Genomic DNA, 18,735 nt, shown 5'->3' with positions numbered 1-18,735 from the left:
TAATAAGTAGGGGTTAAATTGTTACTTTTTGTTAAAATTTCGCCTTTAACCCCTATTTTGAAGATTTTTAAACGTTTAGTCTACGTTTAATTTTTTTATTGTGTTTAAGATCGGTTGACCTATTGCCTTTAAAATATTTTGATCGGGTTTAATCAGTTCTAAAACGGCAATATCATTTTTACCTTTTTTTAACCATTCTTGAGGGATATAAAGCGTTTGTTGCGGACCGATAGCCCAATACTTCCCTAAGTTGTGCCCGTTAACCCATACTACTCCTTTTCCCCAATCGGTCATATCTAAATAGGTATCTGCAACGGTCGAAATTTGGAAAGATCCTTTTTGTAATGTTGGTCCGTTTCCGCTTTGTTTTGAAAGGGCAGCCTTAGCAGTATAGCCATTAATATTGTTAAAAGGGAAGCCATACATCGACCAGTTTTTAACTTCGACGCCATCAAAAGTTACCTGTTCGGTAATTCCTTTTTTGTTCTCTAACAGATACTTCCCAAAGTTTACCCGACCCATATTTTCTACAAAAACATCGAGTTGTACATCGCCTTTCGGGAGTGTTAATGCCAAAGTATTTTGGTTTAACCTACGGTCTAAAATACCAGCCCTTTTCTGGTTGATAAAAATCAGCGCATAATCCCGTAGTTGTTTAATCTGAAGTTCACCTTTTTTACCTCCCTTAATAGTCGTTCGGTAAAGCACATAGCCATAATCCTGGCTAAGATCCTCGAAGGTTAAAGGTGTTGCATTCTTCACTGCTTTTGGCAGTACATTAAATAAAGCTACTTTATTCCCCAGTTTAAAAGGTGCAATTGCGATATTTGGTTTAGCAGCTGGAATTGGCGGTAAACTTTGCCCTGCTGGAAGATGCTTTTCGATTACACTTCTAAAAGCCTTAAATTTTTCAGTTGCGTTTCCAGCCTCATTCAAAGGCGCATCGTAATCATAACTACTGGTTTGTGGCTCGTAAGGTGAAATATCTTTATAGTTTGCCCCATTCATAAAATCGCGTGTTGTACCACCATGGAACATGTACATATTGATCGAAATGCCTGCTGCTAAAACAGAATCTAACTTTTTGGTGTATTGCGCTGCAGGAACGGTGTGATGAGGTGTTCCCCACCAATCGAACCATGCCGGGTACCACTCAGCTATAAAATATGGGCCTTTTCCATTATGGTTCTCGTTTATTAATTGCCTAATTTTTGCCGGATTATCGATTCCGTTTACAGCTGGCAGTAGTCCGTCTAAATGTCCATCTTTTACATCTGCAGCTGGATCGCAGGTATAAAGCAATCCGTCAAAGCCTGCTTCAATAAACATTTTTCTGTTGATATCTAAATAATTTTTATCAGCCGCGTAAGAGCCGTATTCGTTCTCTACCTGTACCATAATAATATTACCGCCATGGTTGATCTGCAATGGTGCCAACTGTTTTCCTACTTCGATAATATACTTCTTATACTCATCTAAATATTGTTTTTCGGTACTTCTTACCACAAGGCCTTTTTCGTTCTGTAACCAATAAGGATAACCACCAAACTCCCATTCTGCACAAACGTAAGGGCTTGGCCTTAAGATAACCCATAGTCCTTCTTGTTGAGCGATTTTCACAAATTCGGCAATGTTGTTATTACCAGAAAAATCGAATTTGCCCTTTTGTGGTTCGTGCAGATTCCAGAATACATAGGTACCGATCGTATTTAGCCCCATTGCTTTGGCCATTTTCATACGGGCCCGCCAGGCCTCTTTTGGTACACGGGGATAATGTAACTCACCAGAAATGATCTGAAAAGGTTTTTCATCTAATAGAAAGTCTGTTTCTCCTAGCTTAAACGTATGTTTAGCTTGCTGGCCAAAAGCTGATAAGGAGAAACATATCGCCACCAACCATAATAATTTTGCTTTCATTTTTTTAAAGTTGTTTTAAGATGACCTGAATTTTGGACAAAAGAATCCCGTTTGCGCATTTTTACGCAATTCATCACCTAGATTTATATAAAAATTTTGTTTTTTTTTCTACTTTTTAAACACGCTCAGATCCCATTCATCTGCCCAGTTTATCGAAATTTTATCGTTCTCAAATTTGATTGGCAACCATAAGTAACGGCCATCAATGGCGTTTTTCGGTTCCCATTTATCAGCCATAAAAATAAACTCTCCTTTTTTGCCTGGTGCTGGCAATACATGCGTACTCTGCCCGCCATAGGTTAGCTTAGCTCCTTCGCCCTGGCATGGATTCCCCATGTAAGTCCAAGGCCCCCAGATGGAGCTTGCTTTGAACCATCTTGCCGGATTTGGCGCCCAGCCTGTACAGCCCGAACCAACCATATAGTAGGTTCCGTTTTTCTTAAACAAAGCTGGTGCTTCTGTCTGCTGCCCCACATAAATTCTGATAAATTTGCCTGTATGCCCTAAATAATCAGGGGTTAATTCAGCCAAATGCAATGTAAAATTCTCTTCAGAAGAGAATATATGATAGGCCTTTCCATCATCATCTACAAAAACGGTCATATCTCTCGCCATTTGTCCACCGGGTAAATCCCTACAGAAAAAACCATCACTTTTATTGGCTGGTTGCTGGCAATTCACCATATCTTTTTCAGCTGTTCCTGCTGCGTAGAAAGGCATTTTCTCTGGGTTTGGACGATAACTTTTGATAAAAGTATATGGACCAGTTGGGCGATCGGCCACCGCAACACCCGATCTTGCTGCTGCATAACCTTTGCCTAAAAGCTCTAAGTGAAACCACATCACAAACTTTTTGGTTTTCTTGTTGTACACCACTTTTGGGCGCTCCAGGATCGAGCCTTTAGCAATATCACTTTTCAAATCTTCCGAAACCGGAAGTGCAATACCTTCATCTTTCCAATTGTATAAATCTTTTGATGAGTAGCAATGCACGCCCACCTGTGCCGTATTGCCTTTTTCACCTTCAATCTTATGTTCACCAAACCAATAGTAAACGCCTTTATATTCGACAATGCCTCCACCATGGGCGTTAATATGAACACCTTTATCATCCTTCCAAATTTTACCGGGAGTAAAAGAAGTGTATGTTTGTTGTGCTGAAACATAACTATTTAGTCCTAAACTGAAGGCAATAAATCCTAAAACAAAACTGATTCTCTTATTCATCATTTTAATCAAATAATTTTTAACGTTACAAAGACGGTAATTTACCCACATCTTTTTCAATTGTATAGCTATCTGCTATTTATTTTAAACTGGCACTGTGATCGTTTTCAAAATTCTCTCCACTCCAGATCTTTTGCGCACTCCATTTCTCTGCTGGGTTGGCCCAAAAAGGGTCTGCTTCTGACAAACCTAATGGCAAAAAGATATTTGAAGCAATATACGGGCTACCCTGATTGTTATAGAAATCGCCCAGATTGGGCTGATCGCCATATAAACCTATAGTTAACCAACCATTTTTGTAGGTACCAGGGCTTTCTAAAGTTTTTTTGATTACGGCGGTTAAAGCGCAACGTACCTGAGCCGGACTCAACTGTTTTGGCAACGCTTTTCTCCAGGCCATATCGGCCAAATGATGAAATGCTGCACCACGATAAATGATGGAGCGACCAGTTGCAGGGTAAGTACCATCAGCATTGATTAATCTTTCCTGAATGATGGCATACCGTTCATTACGCTTCTTAATTTTCTCGAACATCTCTTTATAACTGTTCGTTTTAGCACCAATGATATTGGCCAAAGTAGCCAGATAAGGGTGGATAACATAACTGTTATAATAATCGAAGGCAAAGGATGTTCCATCGGTGTACATCCCATCGCCTGTGTACCATTGTTCCATTTGCTGTAGGGCATAATCAACGCGCATTGGATCCCAACTGTAACCGAACTTAGCCAGGAAAGCCTCGTTCATGGCAGAAAACAGTAACCAGTTAGAAAAAACAGGCTTGAATCTTCTGGTGGTAACAATCGATTTCATCATCAGTTCCTGGTTCTTTTTATCCAGATTTTCCCACAACCAAGGTGCCCGTACCAAAGCCAATGCAACATAAGAAGCATCTACCAGTTGTTGCCCACCGATATCGAAATTCATAAAATCTTTAGCATTAGAATCTAAAGCATTTTTTAATCCTTGAATGGCCCACTCCCGGTACTGTTTCCTTAAAGCTACCTCTTCCGTAGAACCTCCTTCTAACTGTAACCATGGCGCAATACCACTTAAAACCCTACCCAAAACTTCTACATATTGTACTTTAATGCGGTGTTCTTTATTATCAATATGGATAGATGTAATTTTTGGCATCGCAATACGCAGGCTGTCTTTAGCCAGGTTATACAAAACAGGTTTCACCATCTTATCCATCTGTTGCAACCAAAACTGCCGATCGGTTAAAACCACATTTTTTGTACTCTTGGTCTTCTTTTGCGCAAATACTGAACCACCAGCCAATACTATCAATAAACCCGTAATTAAAATATTTTTAAGTCTCATTTTTTCCTGTAAAAATTTAGTTTTTGTGTGATAAATAGCTGTACATTTCGCAGCCAGCCAATAAAAAGGCCCCGACGCCAAAATTCGCTGTAGAATTTACATCAACCACCTGCCCCGGAATGGCTTTCTCTCCTATCGGCTGTACATAACCCAGTTTACCGTTAGGTTGTAATGCGGTTTTGGTTAGATATATCCATGCTTTTTGTGCTGCAGGTAAATATTTTTTTTCTTTTAAATAACCGTTGTTTATTCCCCATAACAAACCATAAGTAAAAAAAGCTGTCCCACTGGTTTCTGGTCCAGGGGCATGTTGCGGATCGAGGATGCTTCTGGTCCAATAGCCTTCTGACTGCTGGCTTTTAACAATTGCTTTGGCCATATTCTGGTACTTGCTTAGGTATTCGTTCCGATGTGGATCGTTAAGGGGTAGATCTTTTAACACTTTCGCTAAACCTGCAAACACCCATCCATCGCCTCTTGCCCAAAAATCTTTCTTGCCGTTTACACTTTTATGCTTCGGATAAACATATTTGGCATCCCGGTAATAAAGTTTTTCCTTTTTATCGTACATAATGCTATTCGCATACGTAAAATATTCGTACAGTTTATCGAGGTATTTTTGGTCTCCAGTTACTTTATAAAGTTTGGTCATAACAGGCATTACCATGTACAGGCCATCGGCCCACCACCAGTAATCGTTATTGGGCGTGCCCATTTCGTATTCCATTACCTCTTTTGCCCTTGCAATTTTATATTCTTCGGGTTTTAAGTGGTATAAATCGATATAGGTTTGAAAACAGATCTGCCAATCGCCAAACAGTACATGCTCATCTGTTTCGCCATATTTATATTTCCAGTTGGATTTATCAGTTGATTTTGCGCCCATCCATTTGTTATGAACAGCCCAATCTTCTGAATATTTACGGTAAGCTTCGTTCCTGGTAATTCCATAAACCTCTATATTTCCGGTATGGTAAGCAGCATGATCCCAAAAAGCGCGTACTTCCGGTTTATTGTTGCTTTGCCAGTAGGTATTTGCACGATCGATCATTTCGAGCACTTCCTCTTTTGAAGTTGAAGTTTGTGCATTTACAGCTGTGCTGCTAAAAAACAACAATAAAAAAAGCGCTTGATACAATTTTAAATTCATTAGTGTATTGGTTTAATGCCGTTTATGGTTGGTATTACGGGTTTAATGGTTCCATCAGGATTAAATTCCATTTTATCGATGCAAACTTCGCGGTTGTAGCCTGCAGCACTCCCCATTGAGATTCCATTTGGTCGCGTAAAACGATGGTAAACCATATACCATTCATTTTTTCCGTTAACTTTTATTACACTGTTGTGCCCTGTTCCATAAATACCTTGTGCTACATCTTTTGCCAGGATCAGGTTATTATCCGGAATGGTTATTTTTCCTATAGGCGAATCGGAAAAGCCATAACGTACCCTATAATTTTCGCTCCGGGTATCATCTTCAGACCATAAGAAGTAATACTTCCCATTACGATAAAAAACTTCGGTACCTTCTCTAAAACCCTTGTTTGGTGTAATAATTTTAATTTCATTGGTATCGATCGAAACCATATCTTCATTTAATGGTGCAACAGCCATATACCCATTTCCCCAATAAAGGTAACTTTTATTGGTTTTAGGATCATTAAATACATCAGGATCGATCTCCTGACCGCCTTTTATTCCTTTTGGTTTGCTTGAAATTAAAGCTTTTCCACTATCCTTAAACGGACCGGCCGGATGATCAGCAACAGCAACTCCAATTTTCTGCGCTGCTGTGAAATAATAGAAATATTTATACGCACCGTCCACTTTCTTTTCGATAATGGTAGGTGCCCAGGCATTTTTTTTCGCCCACGAGACATCTTTTTCAAGGTCTAATATTTTACCTTCATCTGTCCAGTTAACGAGATCAGTTGATGAAAAACTTTTAAAATAAGTACCACTCCAGTTGTTAAAACCATCGCTGGTTGGATAGATATAATATTTACCTGTTTTATTGGAATATATAATTTCCGGATCTGCGTAATAACCTTTTAAAACAGGGTTATTGGCTACAGCTACACTTACCGAATAAGTTTTAGGTTGTTGATTGGCAATACCTACCTTAATTTTTACAGGGCCTTTAGTAAAATCTAATTTTCCTTTTGGTGTGATACTGATTTGATTAAAGGTATTAAACTGCGGATCAAAAGCTTTTAAATCAGTCCGATAATTTACAGGCAGATAAAGTTTTTGGTTCATGCTATCTAAAACAATATTATTTTGGTTGATTGCCTTATTCTGTGCACTTTGCAAAACAGATTCGACAGTATACCATTGATTGAGCAACCTATTTAGCTCTTGCTGATTAATAGGCAAAATAGTTCCGTGCCTTGGGTGAAAATCCATGGTAATATCTTGATCCACTATACTAAAATTTGCCAGATCTTTGCTTTTGGTAAACTGGTAGCGGCCTTTCATATATACATCGTACATCAGAATATATTCGTCACTATGGTTGAGTTTAAAAACACCAGCTCCTTCTACAGCCTCTTTTGTCTGTTGTAAATATTTATCCTGCTGCACATAACCTGTGGTTAGCTGATCGGAAACTGCTTTTTTTATGCCATTGCCATTTCCTTCTGTTTTAAAGAATAAATTGTATTTCCCCTTATCGTAAATAATGTCGCCATCGATACAAGAACCATTGGTTGGGCTAAAAAAGAGCTGTTTTGGAGCTGTTTCCAAATCTGTAAAGCCTGCATTGGCGTAAGCATAATAAATTTTATCAGGCTCCCCGCCATGCTTCATCGACCAGTAAACCATATATTTTTTTGCCACTTTATCATAAATGGTCTGCGGGGCCCAAACCCGAAGCAGGTTTTCATTATTTGGAAAACGTTTTTGAATATTGATTACACTTGATGTCCAGTCGATCAGGTCGTTCGATTTCAACAATACCATTGCCCTGTTCGAGTTCCAGCCATTTGCCGAAACCATATCGGTGGCCACCATATAAAAGGTTTTGCCATCTTTGCCACGCAAAATATGTGGATCGCGAACGCCACCAGTACTGCTAATTTTTTCGGAAGAAAGGACCGGATTATTGTTGTTTAAAGCTTTGAAATGATAACCATCGGTGCTCACTGCAAAACGGATTGCTTCTTCTGTTTTAGCGTTTCCGGTGAAACAGGTAAATAAATAAGCTGTGTTTTCTTTTGATTCGGCCATGCGACCAGCACGTTTTTTAGGTTGTGCGATTATCGTACTTGATAAAAATATCAGCAATAAAAGAATACTATATTTTGTTAATTGATGTTTCATTTCCCGGGTAATTCTGTTTATTTTTTAGGTTTCCAATCCAATACCTGTACCTGGGTTGGCGCCTGATTTGCTTTCCCTTCGCCATCTATTTGGGTAACATTTTGCATAAACAGACTCAAAACCCCTTTATTTTTCCAAAGTTCGGTATCGTAAGTGGGTTCCCAATCGCCCATACTTGTTTCGGTAAGGTCTTTAATTTTCCAGTTTTCTGATCCAAGATGATCGTTTAAAGCAATAGATGCCTTGTTTCCACGTTCAGCATCCCTAAACAATAAACCTGCAGCATAATGTCCGCCATTTGACCATACAATAATCTGTGGCCGCGAAATTGGAATCTGTTTTGTACCAGTACCACTTAAGCTAAAAGCCGTTTTTCTAAAATTAAGGTTGCTTACTTCCCAATTCCCATCTGTTTTAAAAACGAGGTGATACTGAGGACCGGTTTCATTCGCTCCACGCCAATAGCCAGCAATAAATACCTTGCCTTTGGCATCGGCAAACATCGATGTCTGGTTAATCAGCTCGCTTTTTTGCGGAATTTTAAATGCATATTCTGCATTGGCGGCAGTAATGGGAAGACTATATTTTTCATTGGTAGATTTTAACCAGGTTAAACCTCCATCAGTTGATTTGGCATAACATAAATCATGGTTACTGGCTACATCAGGGCTTTCGCGCCACACCCACGATAAATGGATGGTTCCAACCTGATCTACTGCTACCTGCCAGTATGCATTTCGCTGTCCTTCGCCATCAATCATTCCATCCTGTACACGTGTCCATTTCTTGGTCTTCAGATTATAACGGTTTATCATCAGGTTTCCATTTCCAGAGCCCCCATCGCGGTAAAAAAACAAGAGATCGCCATTGGCCAGCTTATAAAATTCAGGATAACTGACTTTATTTTCCTTTACGGAAAGCATAACTTCTTTATTCCCTAAAGTTAATGAACCTGCTGAAACTGATTTGGCATAGTTTAGATTGTTATTATGCTGGCCCCAGGCAATATGAAGGAAGCCATCACCATCTACCATGATACTAATTGATTTATGAGCGTCGGTGGCATCGCCTTTATAGGGCGTGGTAACTAATATCCAACGGGTTGAGCCAATTTTGCGTTTGGCCAATACTACATTTTGTTCTTGATCATAATAAGCAGTATACTGGTTATCTTTAAAGCTGATTAAAGAATTTTTACGAAAAATAACAGTATTTACAGAGTTGTTTGCCCAGCCGTTACTGGCAATAGTACTCAGTTGTGTTTCTTGTGCAACACTCATCAGGTTAATGCCAATGAATGCACAGATTAGAAATATACTTTTATTTAGAGATTGATACATTATGCGGTTTAGGCTGCTCTGTTTCTTACATTTGGTGAAAGCCGAAGTACCGAAATTTTTAAGCTTTACACAGGGGGCTAAATCATACTTTGCAGGGGGCGTTTTAAGATAAACGCCTTTAAAAGCCTAAAATAGCGTAACTTTTATGTTGTGGCATTAATATTATAATATTTATGAAAACTTTTTCGGTGTTTCTTAATAAACTCTGATGGCGTTAATTTAAACAGTTTTTGAAACTGCTCTCTAAAATATTTACTATCATTTATACCTACTCTAAAGGCAGCTTCGTTAATATTTAAATTGGTATTTATTAACAATTCGGCAGCCTTTCTTAATCTGATAAAACGGATAAAACCGTTTATAGACTGGCCTGAAGTGGCCTTGATCCTTTTGTAGAGATTAGAATGGCTCATTCCAAGATCAGATGCCAGTATTTTTACATTAAAACTGTCTTCCATCAGGTTTTCTTCTATAATGGTAATGCACTTTTGAAGAAATCCCTTATCCTCCTGGGATACTTTATGGGCATCACTTTTTAAGGTTATTTCATTATAGAAATAAGACTGAAGATTGGTTCTGTTTTTAATAATACTATTAATTTTGGCTGTAAAAAGCTCTTTATCGAAGGGTTTACTGATAAAATCGTAGGCACCAACTTCGATTCCCTTAAGTTTTACCTCCGGACTAGGGTCGCCGGTTAACAGAATTACCGGAATATGGCTCAAGGCAGAATCCTCCTTAATCGCCTTACAGAGTTCGATACCGTTAAGGCCATCCATATTTACATCAGATATTACGATATCAGGCAAATATTCTTTACAGAGTTTCAGTCCATCTGTACCATTTTCAGCCTTATAAATTTTGAAATTATCCTGAAAAATATGCTTGATATAATCAATAATTTCGGGATTGTCATCAATAACCAAAATCGAGTGTAAATCTGAAATGAGCAATTCGAGGTTGCCCACATTCTCGGCATCGTTATTTTCTGCTTCTTCCTCTTGCGCAATGAGCTCGTTTACATAAGTTAATTCGTTTTGGAAAACACCACTTTGCTGCAGGTTTGGTTCCCCAACCGGAATATCGATCAAAAATATGGTTCCCATCCCCTGATTGGAGCGGAACGAAATTTTCCCTTTATGCAATTCTACAAAGTTTTTGGCCAGGTAAAGACCAATACCGAAACCCATCTTCAGCGATTCGTTCGACATTACCTTATAAAATTTATCGAACAGCTTTTCACCCACATGCGCCGGTATGCCCGGACCACTATCGCTCACCTCAATCTGTACCCGCATACCGAGGGTTTTAACACTAAATTTCACAAAACCGCCTTTTGGGGTAAATTTAAGTGCATTAGAAAGCAGGTTAAAGAAAACAATTTCGAGTTTGTCTTTATCTGCATAAATATCCAATTCTTCTTCCTCGCACTCAAAAGTATATTCGATATGGTTCTGCTTTGCCAAATAATTAAAGCAGAGGAAAATCTCGTTTGTAAATTTGTAGAGGTTGATCCTCACAATCTTCAAGGCGTCGTTCTCACTCTCCGTTTTTCTAAATAATAGTAATTGATCTACCAGGCTTAACAAACGCCTCGAATTACGGTAAACAATATTTAAATCGTTTTTCTCTTGCCCTGGGTCTTTCTTATGGATAATATCTTTAATCGGATTAACAATTAAGGTTAATGGCGTTCTCAGCTCGTGCGAAATATTGGTAAAGAAATTCAGTTTTTTCTCATTCAGGTCTTTTTCACGCTCCATTTTAAGATTGGTAATCTCTACCTCGTGTTTTAATCTTCTCTGGCGGTTGCGATAGGTCTGAAAAAGATAAAACAGGGAAGATCCTATAATAATGTAAATGGTATAGGCACACCAGGTGCGGTACCAAGGGGGTAAAATCTTAATTATTACAATCTTTTCATTGTTGCTCCAGGCACCTTCGGTATCTGTACTTTTAATGTGCAGTTTATACTCACCTTCATTTAACCTGGAATAATAGGCTGTGCTTAGTTTGTTTACATAATTCCAGTCTCTATCCCAACCTTCGAGGTAATAGGCGTAAGAAATCTGATCCTGAAAAGAGAATTCTATTGCTGCATAATCTATAGAAATCACCGCAGCACTAAATGGAATTTCTATGCGTGCCAAATTAACAACAGAGATATCGTTATAACCAGAATCCTGATCGAGCGGAATATTATTGATCCTAAAATCGGTCAGCACCATTTTTGGTATCCGTTTGTTTTTCTTAATGCTATCGGGCGAAAACAAGTTGAAGCCACCAATTCCACCAAACAAAAAGTTACCGTTTGCAAGTTTTAATGCAGCATTATAATTAAACTGATTGCTTTGTAAGCCATCGGTGGCATAATAGTTTTTAAAGCTATTATGTGTAACATCAAATTTTGATAAACCATTGTAGGTACTACACCATAAATTACCTTGAGCATCCTGAAGGATATTGAGCACCGAATTACTTGGCAATCCATCACTCTGGATGTATCGCTTTATTTTTTTGGTTTCCGGATCAAAAAGCAATAAACCTCCGCCCTCGGTACCGATCCATATTCGATGATGAAAATCTTCCTGGATGGCTCTAATGGCAAAGTTGATCTTCGTATAGCTATGCTTTTTGTTTATTGGATCGATTTCGATCAGTTCGGTATAATTCCCTGCCCAAAGTCTACCTTTCGAATCCTGGAACAAGCTGTGGATATCTTTTAGTTTATGGTCAAAAAGCTCGAATTTATCGGCGCCTTTATTGTAACGATACAATGCACCACCTTTTGTGGTACCTACCCAAATATTTTGCTGTTTATCTTGATAAAGCTTCCAAATATTAATATCATCAACGCCTTTAAAGGTATTATAACAGTTATAGTGAACAAATTTCCCAGTTGTTTTATTAAACCGATCTATCCCGCCACTAAAACTGGCCACCCAAACGTTGTGATCTGCATCGCTTAAAATACTGGTAACGAAATTACTGGTTAGAGCGTTTGGATCGCTGGTTTTGGCATAATTAGCAAAAGTATTTTGCTTTCTGTTCCAAACACTTAAACCACCCCCATCAGTCCCGATCCAAATGTTTTTGTTTTCATCTTCGCTAAAGGAGAGTACAAAATTATTAATTAAGGAATTGCTTTTTAATGGATCATGTTTAATGGTGGTAAACTGCTCATTTTCCGGATCGACGATGTTAACCCCACCACGTAAGGTTGCGATCCACTTTCTGGATTCGCGGTCTTCGTAAACCTGGGCGACAGAATTACTGCTCAATAAGCCTTTTTCTTTTCCTGCAGATAGGTAATTTGTTTTTTGATTTTTTGTATTGTAAACAGCAATTCCTCCCCCATCAGTCGAAATCCAGAGTTTTTGTTGCCGATCAAACAACAAACTCATAATATTCTCATTGCTTAAATGCTGGTTAAACCTGGTGAGGCTATTATTGGCTTTATCAAATTGAAAAAGTCCGTGCTCTGTTCCAACCCAGAGTGTTTGGTTAGTGCCTTTTGTAATGCATGTTACTGAGCGTACAGCGGCAGTTACTAATCGAAGTCTATGTTTATCATGATCATATCTGCAAAGCCCTACATCTTTTATAAAGAGCCATAGGGTTTCTTGTTCATCAACATATAAAGCCTTTACAGTAAAATCAAAGTTTTTGCCAAATGGGATCCGTTCTGCTATGCTGCTATTCTTTCCGAGCATAAACAGGCCTTTTTCTTCTGTAGCTACATAAACAGCTAAAGCTTTACTTATTGCAATGGAATTAATGGCATAACTTACTTCATTTTTTCTTCCCTTGTCTAGATAAATTAATTGATGAAACTTGGAATCGGCGTAATCATAGTAAGAAACGCCCTTTTGCGTCCCTACCCAAACCTTGTTTTTCGCATCACCATTCAGTACCGTAATATGGTTATTTACCAATGAATGTTCATCTCCCCAGCCATTTCTAAAAACCTTAAAATGATAGCCATCGTAACGGTTTAATCCATCATAGGTACCCATCCACATAAACCCAAAATGATCTAAATACAAAGAGTTTACCACATTATTAGACAGGCCACTTTCTACACCCAAATATTTAAGGCGGATAGCTGTAGACTGGGCAAAACAAACAACTGCGCCCATCCATAAAAAAAATATGAAGCAAGCAGTTTTTTTCTGAATAAGGAACATAGAGAAACCGTACCGTGGTATGCATGGCAGGAAACGAATATACATATTTTCCTAAAACTCAGCTATTGGCTATTGTTTAGGATTAAATAGTAAAAATCGTAATATTTCTCCTACATTAAAACAGCGCTGTCCTATCTTGATGTTATTCCACCTACATTTTAATAATTCAGCCTACAACACCTACTCATTTACAGACATAAACCGTGGTATTTATCATTACACATAAACGTGAAATGTATATTTTGAAACAAAAGTCCCATCTAAAAAAAATATATTGGCTTATTTTTGTTACTATGACACTTATTGATGCATTGACTCCCATCCATAGGCTGGAACAACTGAAAGTTGGTGATCTTATTTCTGACACATGGGGCAGTTCTGGCGCCATTAAAACCATTGAAGTTTTAAGAAGCAGAACTTCTTTAACCTACTATTTCAGAATCAAATCAGGCAAACTGATCTTGGCTTTAAGATAACAATTTACAAAATCCTATTCGCGACTGAGATGATCATGTAGCCTACCAACTATCGGTCAATTATTTAGATTTTAAACTTAAATGTTTACTATTTAACATCAGAGTGTCCAAGGTTCATGGTTGGATTCACTTCATCACGAATAAGCTGTTTTAATTCTTTAATTTCGGGAAAGCGTTGCATCTGCTTTCTATCGAAAATTAGTTTCTCGCCAACATGAATGGTAAAAACGCCCGATGTTTCACTCGGCATTAAAACTACGCCTTTTACTTCATCAACAAAAGTGGTTAAAATTTCTTGTGCCATGTAAGCCGAACGCAACATCCAGCCGCATTTAGGGCAATAAGTTATATTAACAAGTGGTTTCTCCATTTTTATTTTTTTTACAAGGGTACAAAAAATATGGAGGGATGAAAAATGGAGATGTTAAATGGCTGTTGAAACCAATTAAGCATGGTCTAATGTGTCTTCTCTTTTGTTCTTTGTTGTAAAACAATTGTTGTTAATTTAGGATTCAGACAAAGAATATTGAACAAAATGAACTAAACAAGTTAGCTGTTTAAAATGTTGTTAAAAGAGAAAAGGGTAACCACATCCATGTTTACCCCTTTCCAATTACTCCCGTGTTAGAGGAACTATAAGTACACCAATGATGCAATTTTTGTTTGCTTCATCTAGATAATCATACACCCTAAGTCTGAAAAACAGATATAAAAATGGCTGTTTTTTATTTTAGGTTCTTTTAAATCCCTGCTCAAATCACCTCTAAATTTGTCTTTAATGACCATTTAATTGTACGTACAAGCAGTTATTTTTATAAAAAATTAAAGCGCCATGGATTTTAAGAATACTTTAACTGCCAGTATTCAGATATATAAACCCATTAGTCTGATTTGGAAAATCTGGAATGAGCCTGAACATATTGCCAAGTGGAATGCTCCATCAGATGAATGGATCAATAAGAAAATTGAAAATAACCTGATAGAAGGAGGTGGTTTTTTATACGTTATGGCTAAAAAAGACGGAACCGAAAATTTTGATTTTAGCGGAACTTATACTGAAATTATTGAACATGAGCGAATTGCTTACACATTAGACGATAAGCGGAAAAGCCTGATCACCTTTACAGGAAATAATCCCGTTACAGTTACCGAAATCTTTGAACCTGTTGCAAACCTTGATTTGACCATGCAACGGGAATTCTGTCAATCGGGACTGAACCAGCTTAAAGCATATGCAGAGCAATTTATTAAATGACTTTAAGTTTTAATACAGAACTGGTCCCACTGCGACTTGGATTTCGATTTACCTTGAGGTCAGAAGGGGTTTAGCTTTCCTGGGCTTTTTCCTTTTCTTCCACCAGATGATAAAACCAGTAATTGGCAAACTTGCTGCAACCAAAGCTGCTAAAAAAGAAAGAATTTTATTCGGAAGGCCCAAAAGTCTGCCCGTGTGCAGATCATAATTGGTGGCTTCTATTAAATCGGCCCCATTAAAATCTTTATACAGTTTAGCCCTGATCATTGCGCCTGTAGCTTCTTCATAAAAAAATGTATTCTGGTTGCGTGCCCAGCGGTAGGGATAAATCATTCTTAACCGCAGTTCACCTTTACCACGCAGCGAAAAACTAGTGGAAATAGCTCCAGGGTATTTAATTTTAGCTTCAGTATAAATTTTATTGTAACGTAAAGGTACCGAATCGATCTGTATAGGTTTGGCTAAAACGATGGATTTGCCTTGCCCCAATTTGCTCCCGGTAAAAAAGCTAGCTGCATTTTTCACCTCCTTAAAAGCAAAATACAAACCACTCAAAGCAGTAACCAATAGCACAACTGATGCATAAAAGCCCAGTACGTTGTGCAAATCGTAATTTAGCCGTTTAAAAGAGGCTTTTCTTTTAATGGTTAAAGATTGTTTTAATAATCGCATTTGACCAGGAAACCAAAGCACCAGTCCTGTTATCAGCATTAGCACAAAAATAACCACCGACCATTGCATGATAAACTTTCCTGTTTTTCCCAGCAACAGGGAGGTATGAATACGCTCTACAACTTGAAGCCAATCTTCGCCACCCTTTTTTATCAAAGCTGCATTGTAAGGGTTAAAATAGTAAACAATGCCCTTTTTGGTGGTAATCTCTACCGTAGCATTTGAGAACCCATCTTCAATTCTGATCAACCTTAACTGATCTTTGGGTGATAACTTTTCGAAGTTTGAAATGATATGATCTAAACCTACAAAAGGCTTCTGTTGAAGCCCTACATAGCGGAAATCTTTTTGTGTAAAATCTCTGATTTCTTCTTCAAAGATATACAGCGCACCAGTTACACTAATAATAAATACCACCAGGCCAGTCGCCAGGCCGAGCCAGAGATGAATGTTCCTGATGGTATTTTTAAAATTCCTGTTCTTCATTGTCTAAAAAGCGTAGCCTAATGATAGGTTAAATCGGCGCCCATTCCCTCTTACATAATTCACATTGCTACCATAAAACTGAGAAATGGCAGGATAATAAACTTTATTCAATAAATTCTCTACACCTAACGATAGTTTTAAAGGTTCCGTAACCTGGTATACTGCTGCAACATTAAATAAGTTGAATGCTTTTACCGGACCTTCGCCAATTAAATATTTACCTGCCGCATTGGTTTTAAAGCGGTCGCGATTTCCTACACGCATCCAGTTTACATCTAAACTTAAGTTTTTAATGCCTGAATATTTAAGGTAAACGGTGGTTTTTGATGGCGGGATACGGGTTGTGTTTAAATATACATCTTTCTCTCCGTTAAAATTGCCATCATCATCTACATCGCCTTTTCCTTCTACCTGTGCGTAATTACCACCGATGCTCAAGTCGCGTAGAACCTGATAATCAGCCTGGATTTCAAATCCATATACACGCTCTGGAATACGTTGCGAGATGTAAGTTCCATTAACCTCTAAAAGATTGGCACCCAGTTTAGACGTGCTGTAATAATAAGCAGCGCTGAAATTCAGTTTACCTACGGTACTGCTAAAACCAGCTTCGTAATTGTTTACAATGATTGGTTTAGTTTCTAACTGCGATAAGGTATTGCTTTTTGCTGCCCTTAACACCCTACCCAGCTCAAACACCGAGAACGACTGTGCATAACTGATAAAAGGGTTAAAAAACTTGAATTTCGAATAACGTGCGCCAGCATTAAACACCAAAGCATTATAATTTAATTTACCGCCCTGCACCGCTATACTTCCTGCACCATTTGCACCGGTAGCCAGGGTATTAAAATCGTCTACGTCAATGTTAATATTTTCTACCCTTAAACCTCCTTTTATGGTTAAATCATTAATGAAAGTTGCAGAAGCCTGTAAGTAAGGTGCAAAATTTACCATATTCATATTAGGTACCCATAAACGGCCATCGGTTAAGCTTTGAGCAGTTTTATCGTTCATTAAATCCAAACCATAGTTCAATTGCATTGGTACCCGATCTGCAATGTTAAAAGGTGTATTCAGGTTTAGCCTTGCCCCCTTTTTTGTTGAAGTAATAGCCGATTGGCCACTCCCGAAAAATGACGCTGAATTAGAATAAATGGTATAAAAGTCCTGATAATATACATTGGCCGTTAAATCTGTTTTACCGAAAATCTGCTGATTGGTATATTGTAAATTAGCATTATGGTTAAATCTTGTTCCTTCATCTTCACCCAATCTTGTTCCATAAATGCCAATAGCCGGCGATTGACCATAAACACCTTCCTTGGTTAAATATTTAGAATGCTGCCTGGAGCTAAAATAATTATACATCACCTGCAAACGCTGTTTTGGAGTAAAGTTATACCCCAGTTTTACAAAGCCATTGTAAGATTTAGTCTCACCTAAACCATACTCAGGTGAAATTACCAAGCCTTCAGCATCGCGGAAAACGCCGGTTTTTTCGAACATACCACTTACCAGATAATCGAACTTACCTGTTTTGCCGTAAAGCTGTTGCGAAAAGCGGTAGCCTATGGTGCTATCCCCTTTTAAGTTTCCTGTAATTCCGGCTTGAGAATAACCTCCGAATGATTTTCCTTTATCGGCTTTTTTAGTAATGTAATTAATCAAACCGCCTTCTGCGCCATTACCATAAATGGCGGTGGCACCTTTAATCACTTCAACACGCTCTATAACCGAAGGATCGATACTGCGGATATCCCTTCCGCCTGCCCTTAACGGAGTAGATTGCGGAATACCATCAATTAATACCAAAACATTTCTACCGCGCAAAGTCTGGCCAGAGTTACCTGTTTGATTGGTAGAAAAACCCAATCCGGGTACGCTGTATGAAAGGATATTAGCTAAATTCGGACTGATTGCAGATTGTGTATTCAATTCCTTTGCTGTAAGCACCGTTACCGAAGAAGGTGTTTGCGACAAAGATTCAGGTCGTCTACTTGCCGAAACAATCACATCATTTAATTCTGAGTGCTGCTCCTTTAAAACAAAAGTTACCTGAGTGGTATCATTTGCAGTAACCGATACGGCCTGTTCCAATTGATCATAACCTGTAATCGAAACCCTGACCTGCTGATTTCCTGCAGGAATATCCGTTAACTTAAATGCACCGGTTTTGCCTGAAGTGGTTTTAAGATTTTGCTTTTTAACCTGTATGTTGGCAAAGGGTATGCTGTTCCCTAACGAGTCGACAACTTTTCCACTAAGTGTTCCCCTCCCTGTTTGTGCAAAGAGGGTAACTGTAGATAATATGATAAGCGCAGTGGCGAAAAATTTTATGTAATGGTGTTTCATGCAATATCTAAATTTCGGCAAAGCTAGCATTATTTAGACTTGTTAAAAATAATAACTCAAAAAAGATATCTATTTGGTGTTTAATCATTCATCATTTTAAAATAAATAAGGCATAAGATTTAATTTATTTGATATTTGCGTTAAACCGTTTGAAGTAAAAAATGTTGGAAAC

At 38.2% G+C, this 18,735-nt stretch carries 12 protein-coding genes; 2 read left to right on the top strand and 10 right to left on the bottom strand.

All coding sequences use genetic code 11. From position 1 onward, the window contains the following. Nucleotides 1-75: 75 nt before the first annotated feature. The 7 genes from ACTJKN_RS08895 to ACTJKN_RS08865 all read right to left on the bottom strand — a co-directional run bounded on the left by ACTJKN_RS08895 (nt 76) and on the right by ACTJKN_RS08865 (nt 13,271). A complete protein-coding gene (locus ACTJKN_RS08895; RefSeq protein ID WP_440824201.1) occupies nt 76-1,917 on the bottom strand; it encodes a glycoside hydrolase family 35 protein in 1,842 nt (613 codons plus the stop codon). Nucleotides 1,918-2,025: 108 nt separating this feature from the next. After that, nucleotides 2,026-3,147 carry a glycoside hydrolase family 43 protein gene (locus tag ACTJKN_RS08890; RefSeq protein WP_440824199.1) on the bottom strand — a complete coding sequence of 374 codons (1,122 nt, stop codon included), beginning with the start codon at nt 3,145-3,147 and terminating at the stop codon, nt 2,026-2,028. Nucleotides 3,148-3,223: 76 nt separating this feature from the next. Beyond that, nucleotides 3,224-4,471 carry a DUF2264 domain-containing protein gene (locus tag ACTJKN_RS08885; protein WP_440824197.1) on the bottom strand — a complete coding sequence of 416 codons (1,248 nt, stop codon included), beginning with the start codon at nt 4,469-4,471 and terminating at the stop codon, nt 3,224-3,226. A 16-nt stretch (nt 4,472-4,487) separates the two neighbouring features. Then, nucleotides 4,488-5,621, bottom strand: coding sequence for a glycoside hydrolase family 88/105 protein (locus ACTJKN_RS08880; RefSeq protein ID WP_440824195.1), 1,134 nt, complete (start codon nt 5,619-5,621; stop codon nt 4,488-4,490). Then, on the bottom strand, nt 5,621-7,792 hold the full coding sequence (locus ACTJKN_RS08875) for a family 43 glycosylhydrolase (RefSeq protein WP_440824194.1): 2,172 nt from the start codon (nt 7,790-7,792) through the stop codon (nt 5,621-5,623). Before ACTJKN_RS08875 ends, ACTJKN_RS08880 begins: the two co-directional genes overlap by 1 nt. 17 nt (nt 7,793-7,809) lie before the next feature. Then, on the bottom strand, nt 7,810-9,132 hold the full coding sequence (locus tag ACTJKN_RS08870; protein WP_440824192.1) for a BNR repeat-containing protein: 1,323 nt from the start codon (nt 9,130-9,132) through the stop codon (nt 7,810-7,812). Nucleotides 9,133-9,275: 143 nt separating this feature from the next. Then, on the bottom strand, nt 9,276-13,271 hold the full coding sequence (locus tag ACTJKN_RS08865) for a two-component regulator propeller domain-containing protein (RefSeq protein WP_440824190.1): 3,996 nt from the start codon (nt 13,269-13,271) through the stop codon (nt 9,276-9,278). A 341-nt stretch (nt 13,272-13,612) separates the two neighbouring features. On the opposite strand from ACTJKN_RS08865, the gene ACTJKN_RS08860 reads away from it, so the two are divergent. After that, a complete protein-coding gene (locus tag ACTJKN_RS08860; RefSeq protein WP_440824188.1) occupies nt 13,613-13,795 on the top strand; it encodes a hypothetical protein in 183 nt (60 codons plus the stop codon). A gap of 88 nt (nt 13,796-13,883) precedes the next feature. On the opposite strand, the gene ACTJKN_RS08855 is transcribed toward ACTJKN_RS08860, so the two are convergent. Beyond that, nucleotides 13,884-14,165 (bottom strand): SelT/SelW/SelH family protein, encoded by a 282-nt coding sequence (locus ACTJKN_RS08855; protein WP_440824186.1) that lies wholly within the window; start codon nt 14,163-14,165, stop codon nt 13,884-13,886. 462 nt (nt 14,166-14,627) lie between these two features. Between ACTJKN_RS08855 and ACTJKN_RS08850 the strand changes: the two genes are divergently transcribed. After that, entirely contained in the window at nt 14,628-15,050 is a 423-nt protein-coding gene (locus tag ACTJKN_RS08850) for an SRPBCC domain-containing protein (RefSeq protein WP_440824185.1), read from the top strand. A 48-nt stretch (nt 15,051-15,098) separates the two neighbouring features. Here ACTJKN_RS08850 and ACTJKN_RS08845 read toward each other — a convergent pair whose 3' ends face one another. Beyond that, nucleotides 15,099-16,208, bottom strand: coding sequence for a PepSY-associated TM helix domain-containing protein (locus tag ACTJKN_RS08845; protein WP_440824183.1), 1,110 nt, complete (start codon nt 16,206-16,208; stop codon nt 15,099-15,101). A 3-nt stretch (nt 16,209-16,211) separates the two neighbouring features. After that, nucleotides 16,212-18,563, bottom strand: coding sequence for a TonB-dependent receptor (locus ACTJKN_RS08840; RefSeq protein WP_440824181.1), 2,352 nt, complete (start codon nt 18,561-18,563; stop codon nt 16,212-16,214). Nucleotides 18,564-18,735: the final 172 nt, after the last annotated feature.

The organism is Pedobacter sp. 22163, assembly GCF_052045595.1.
Taxonomy (GTDB): Bacteria; Bacteroidota; Bacteroidia; order Sphingobacteriales; family Sphingobacteriaceae; genus Pedobacter.
The sequence above is the reverse complement of the archived record's forward strand: the minus strand, read 5'-3'. Positions and strand labels throughout refer to the sequence as shown.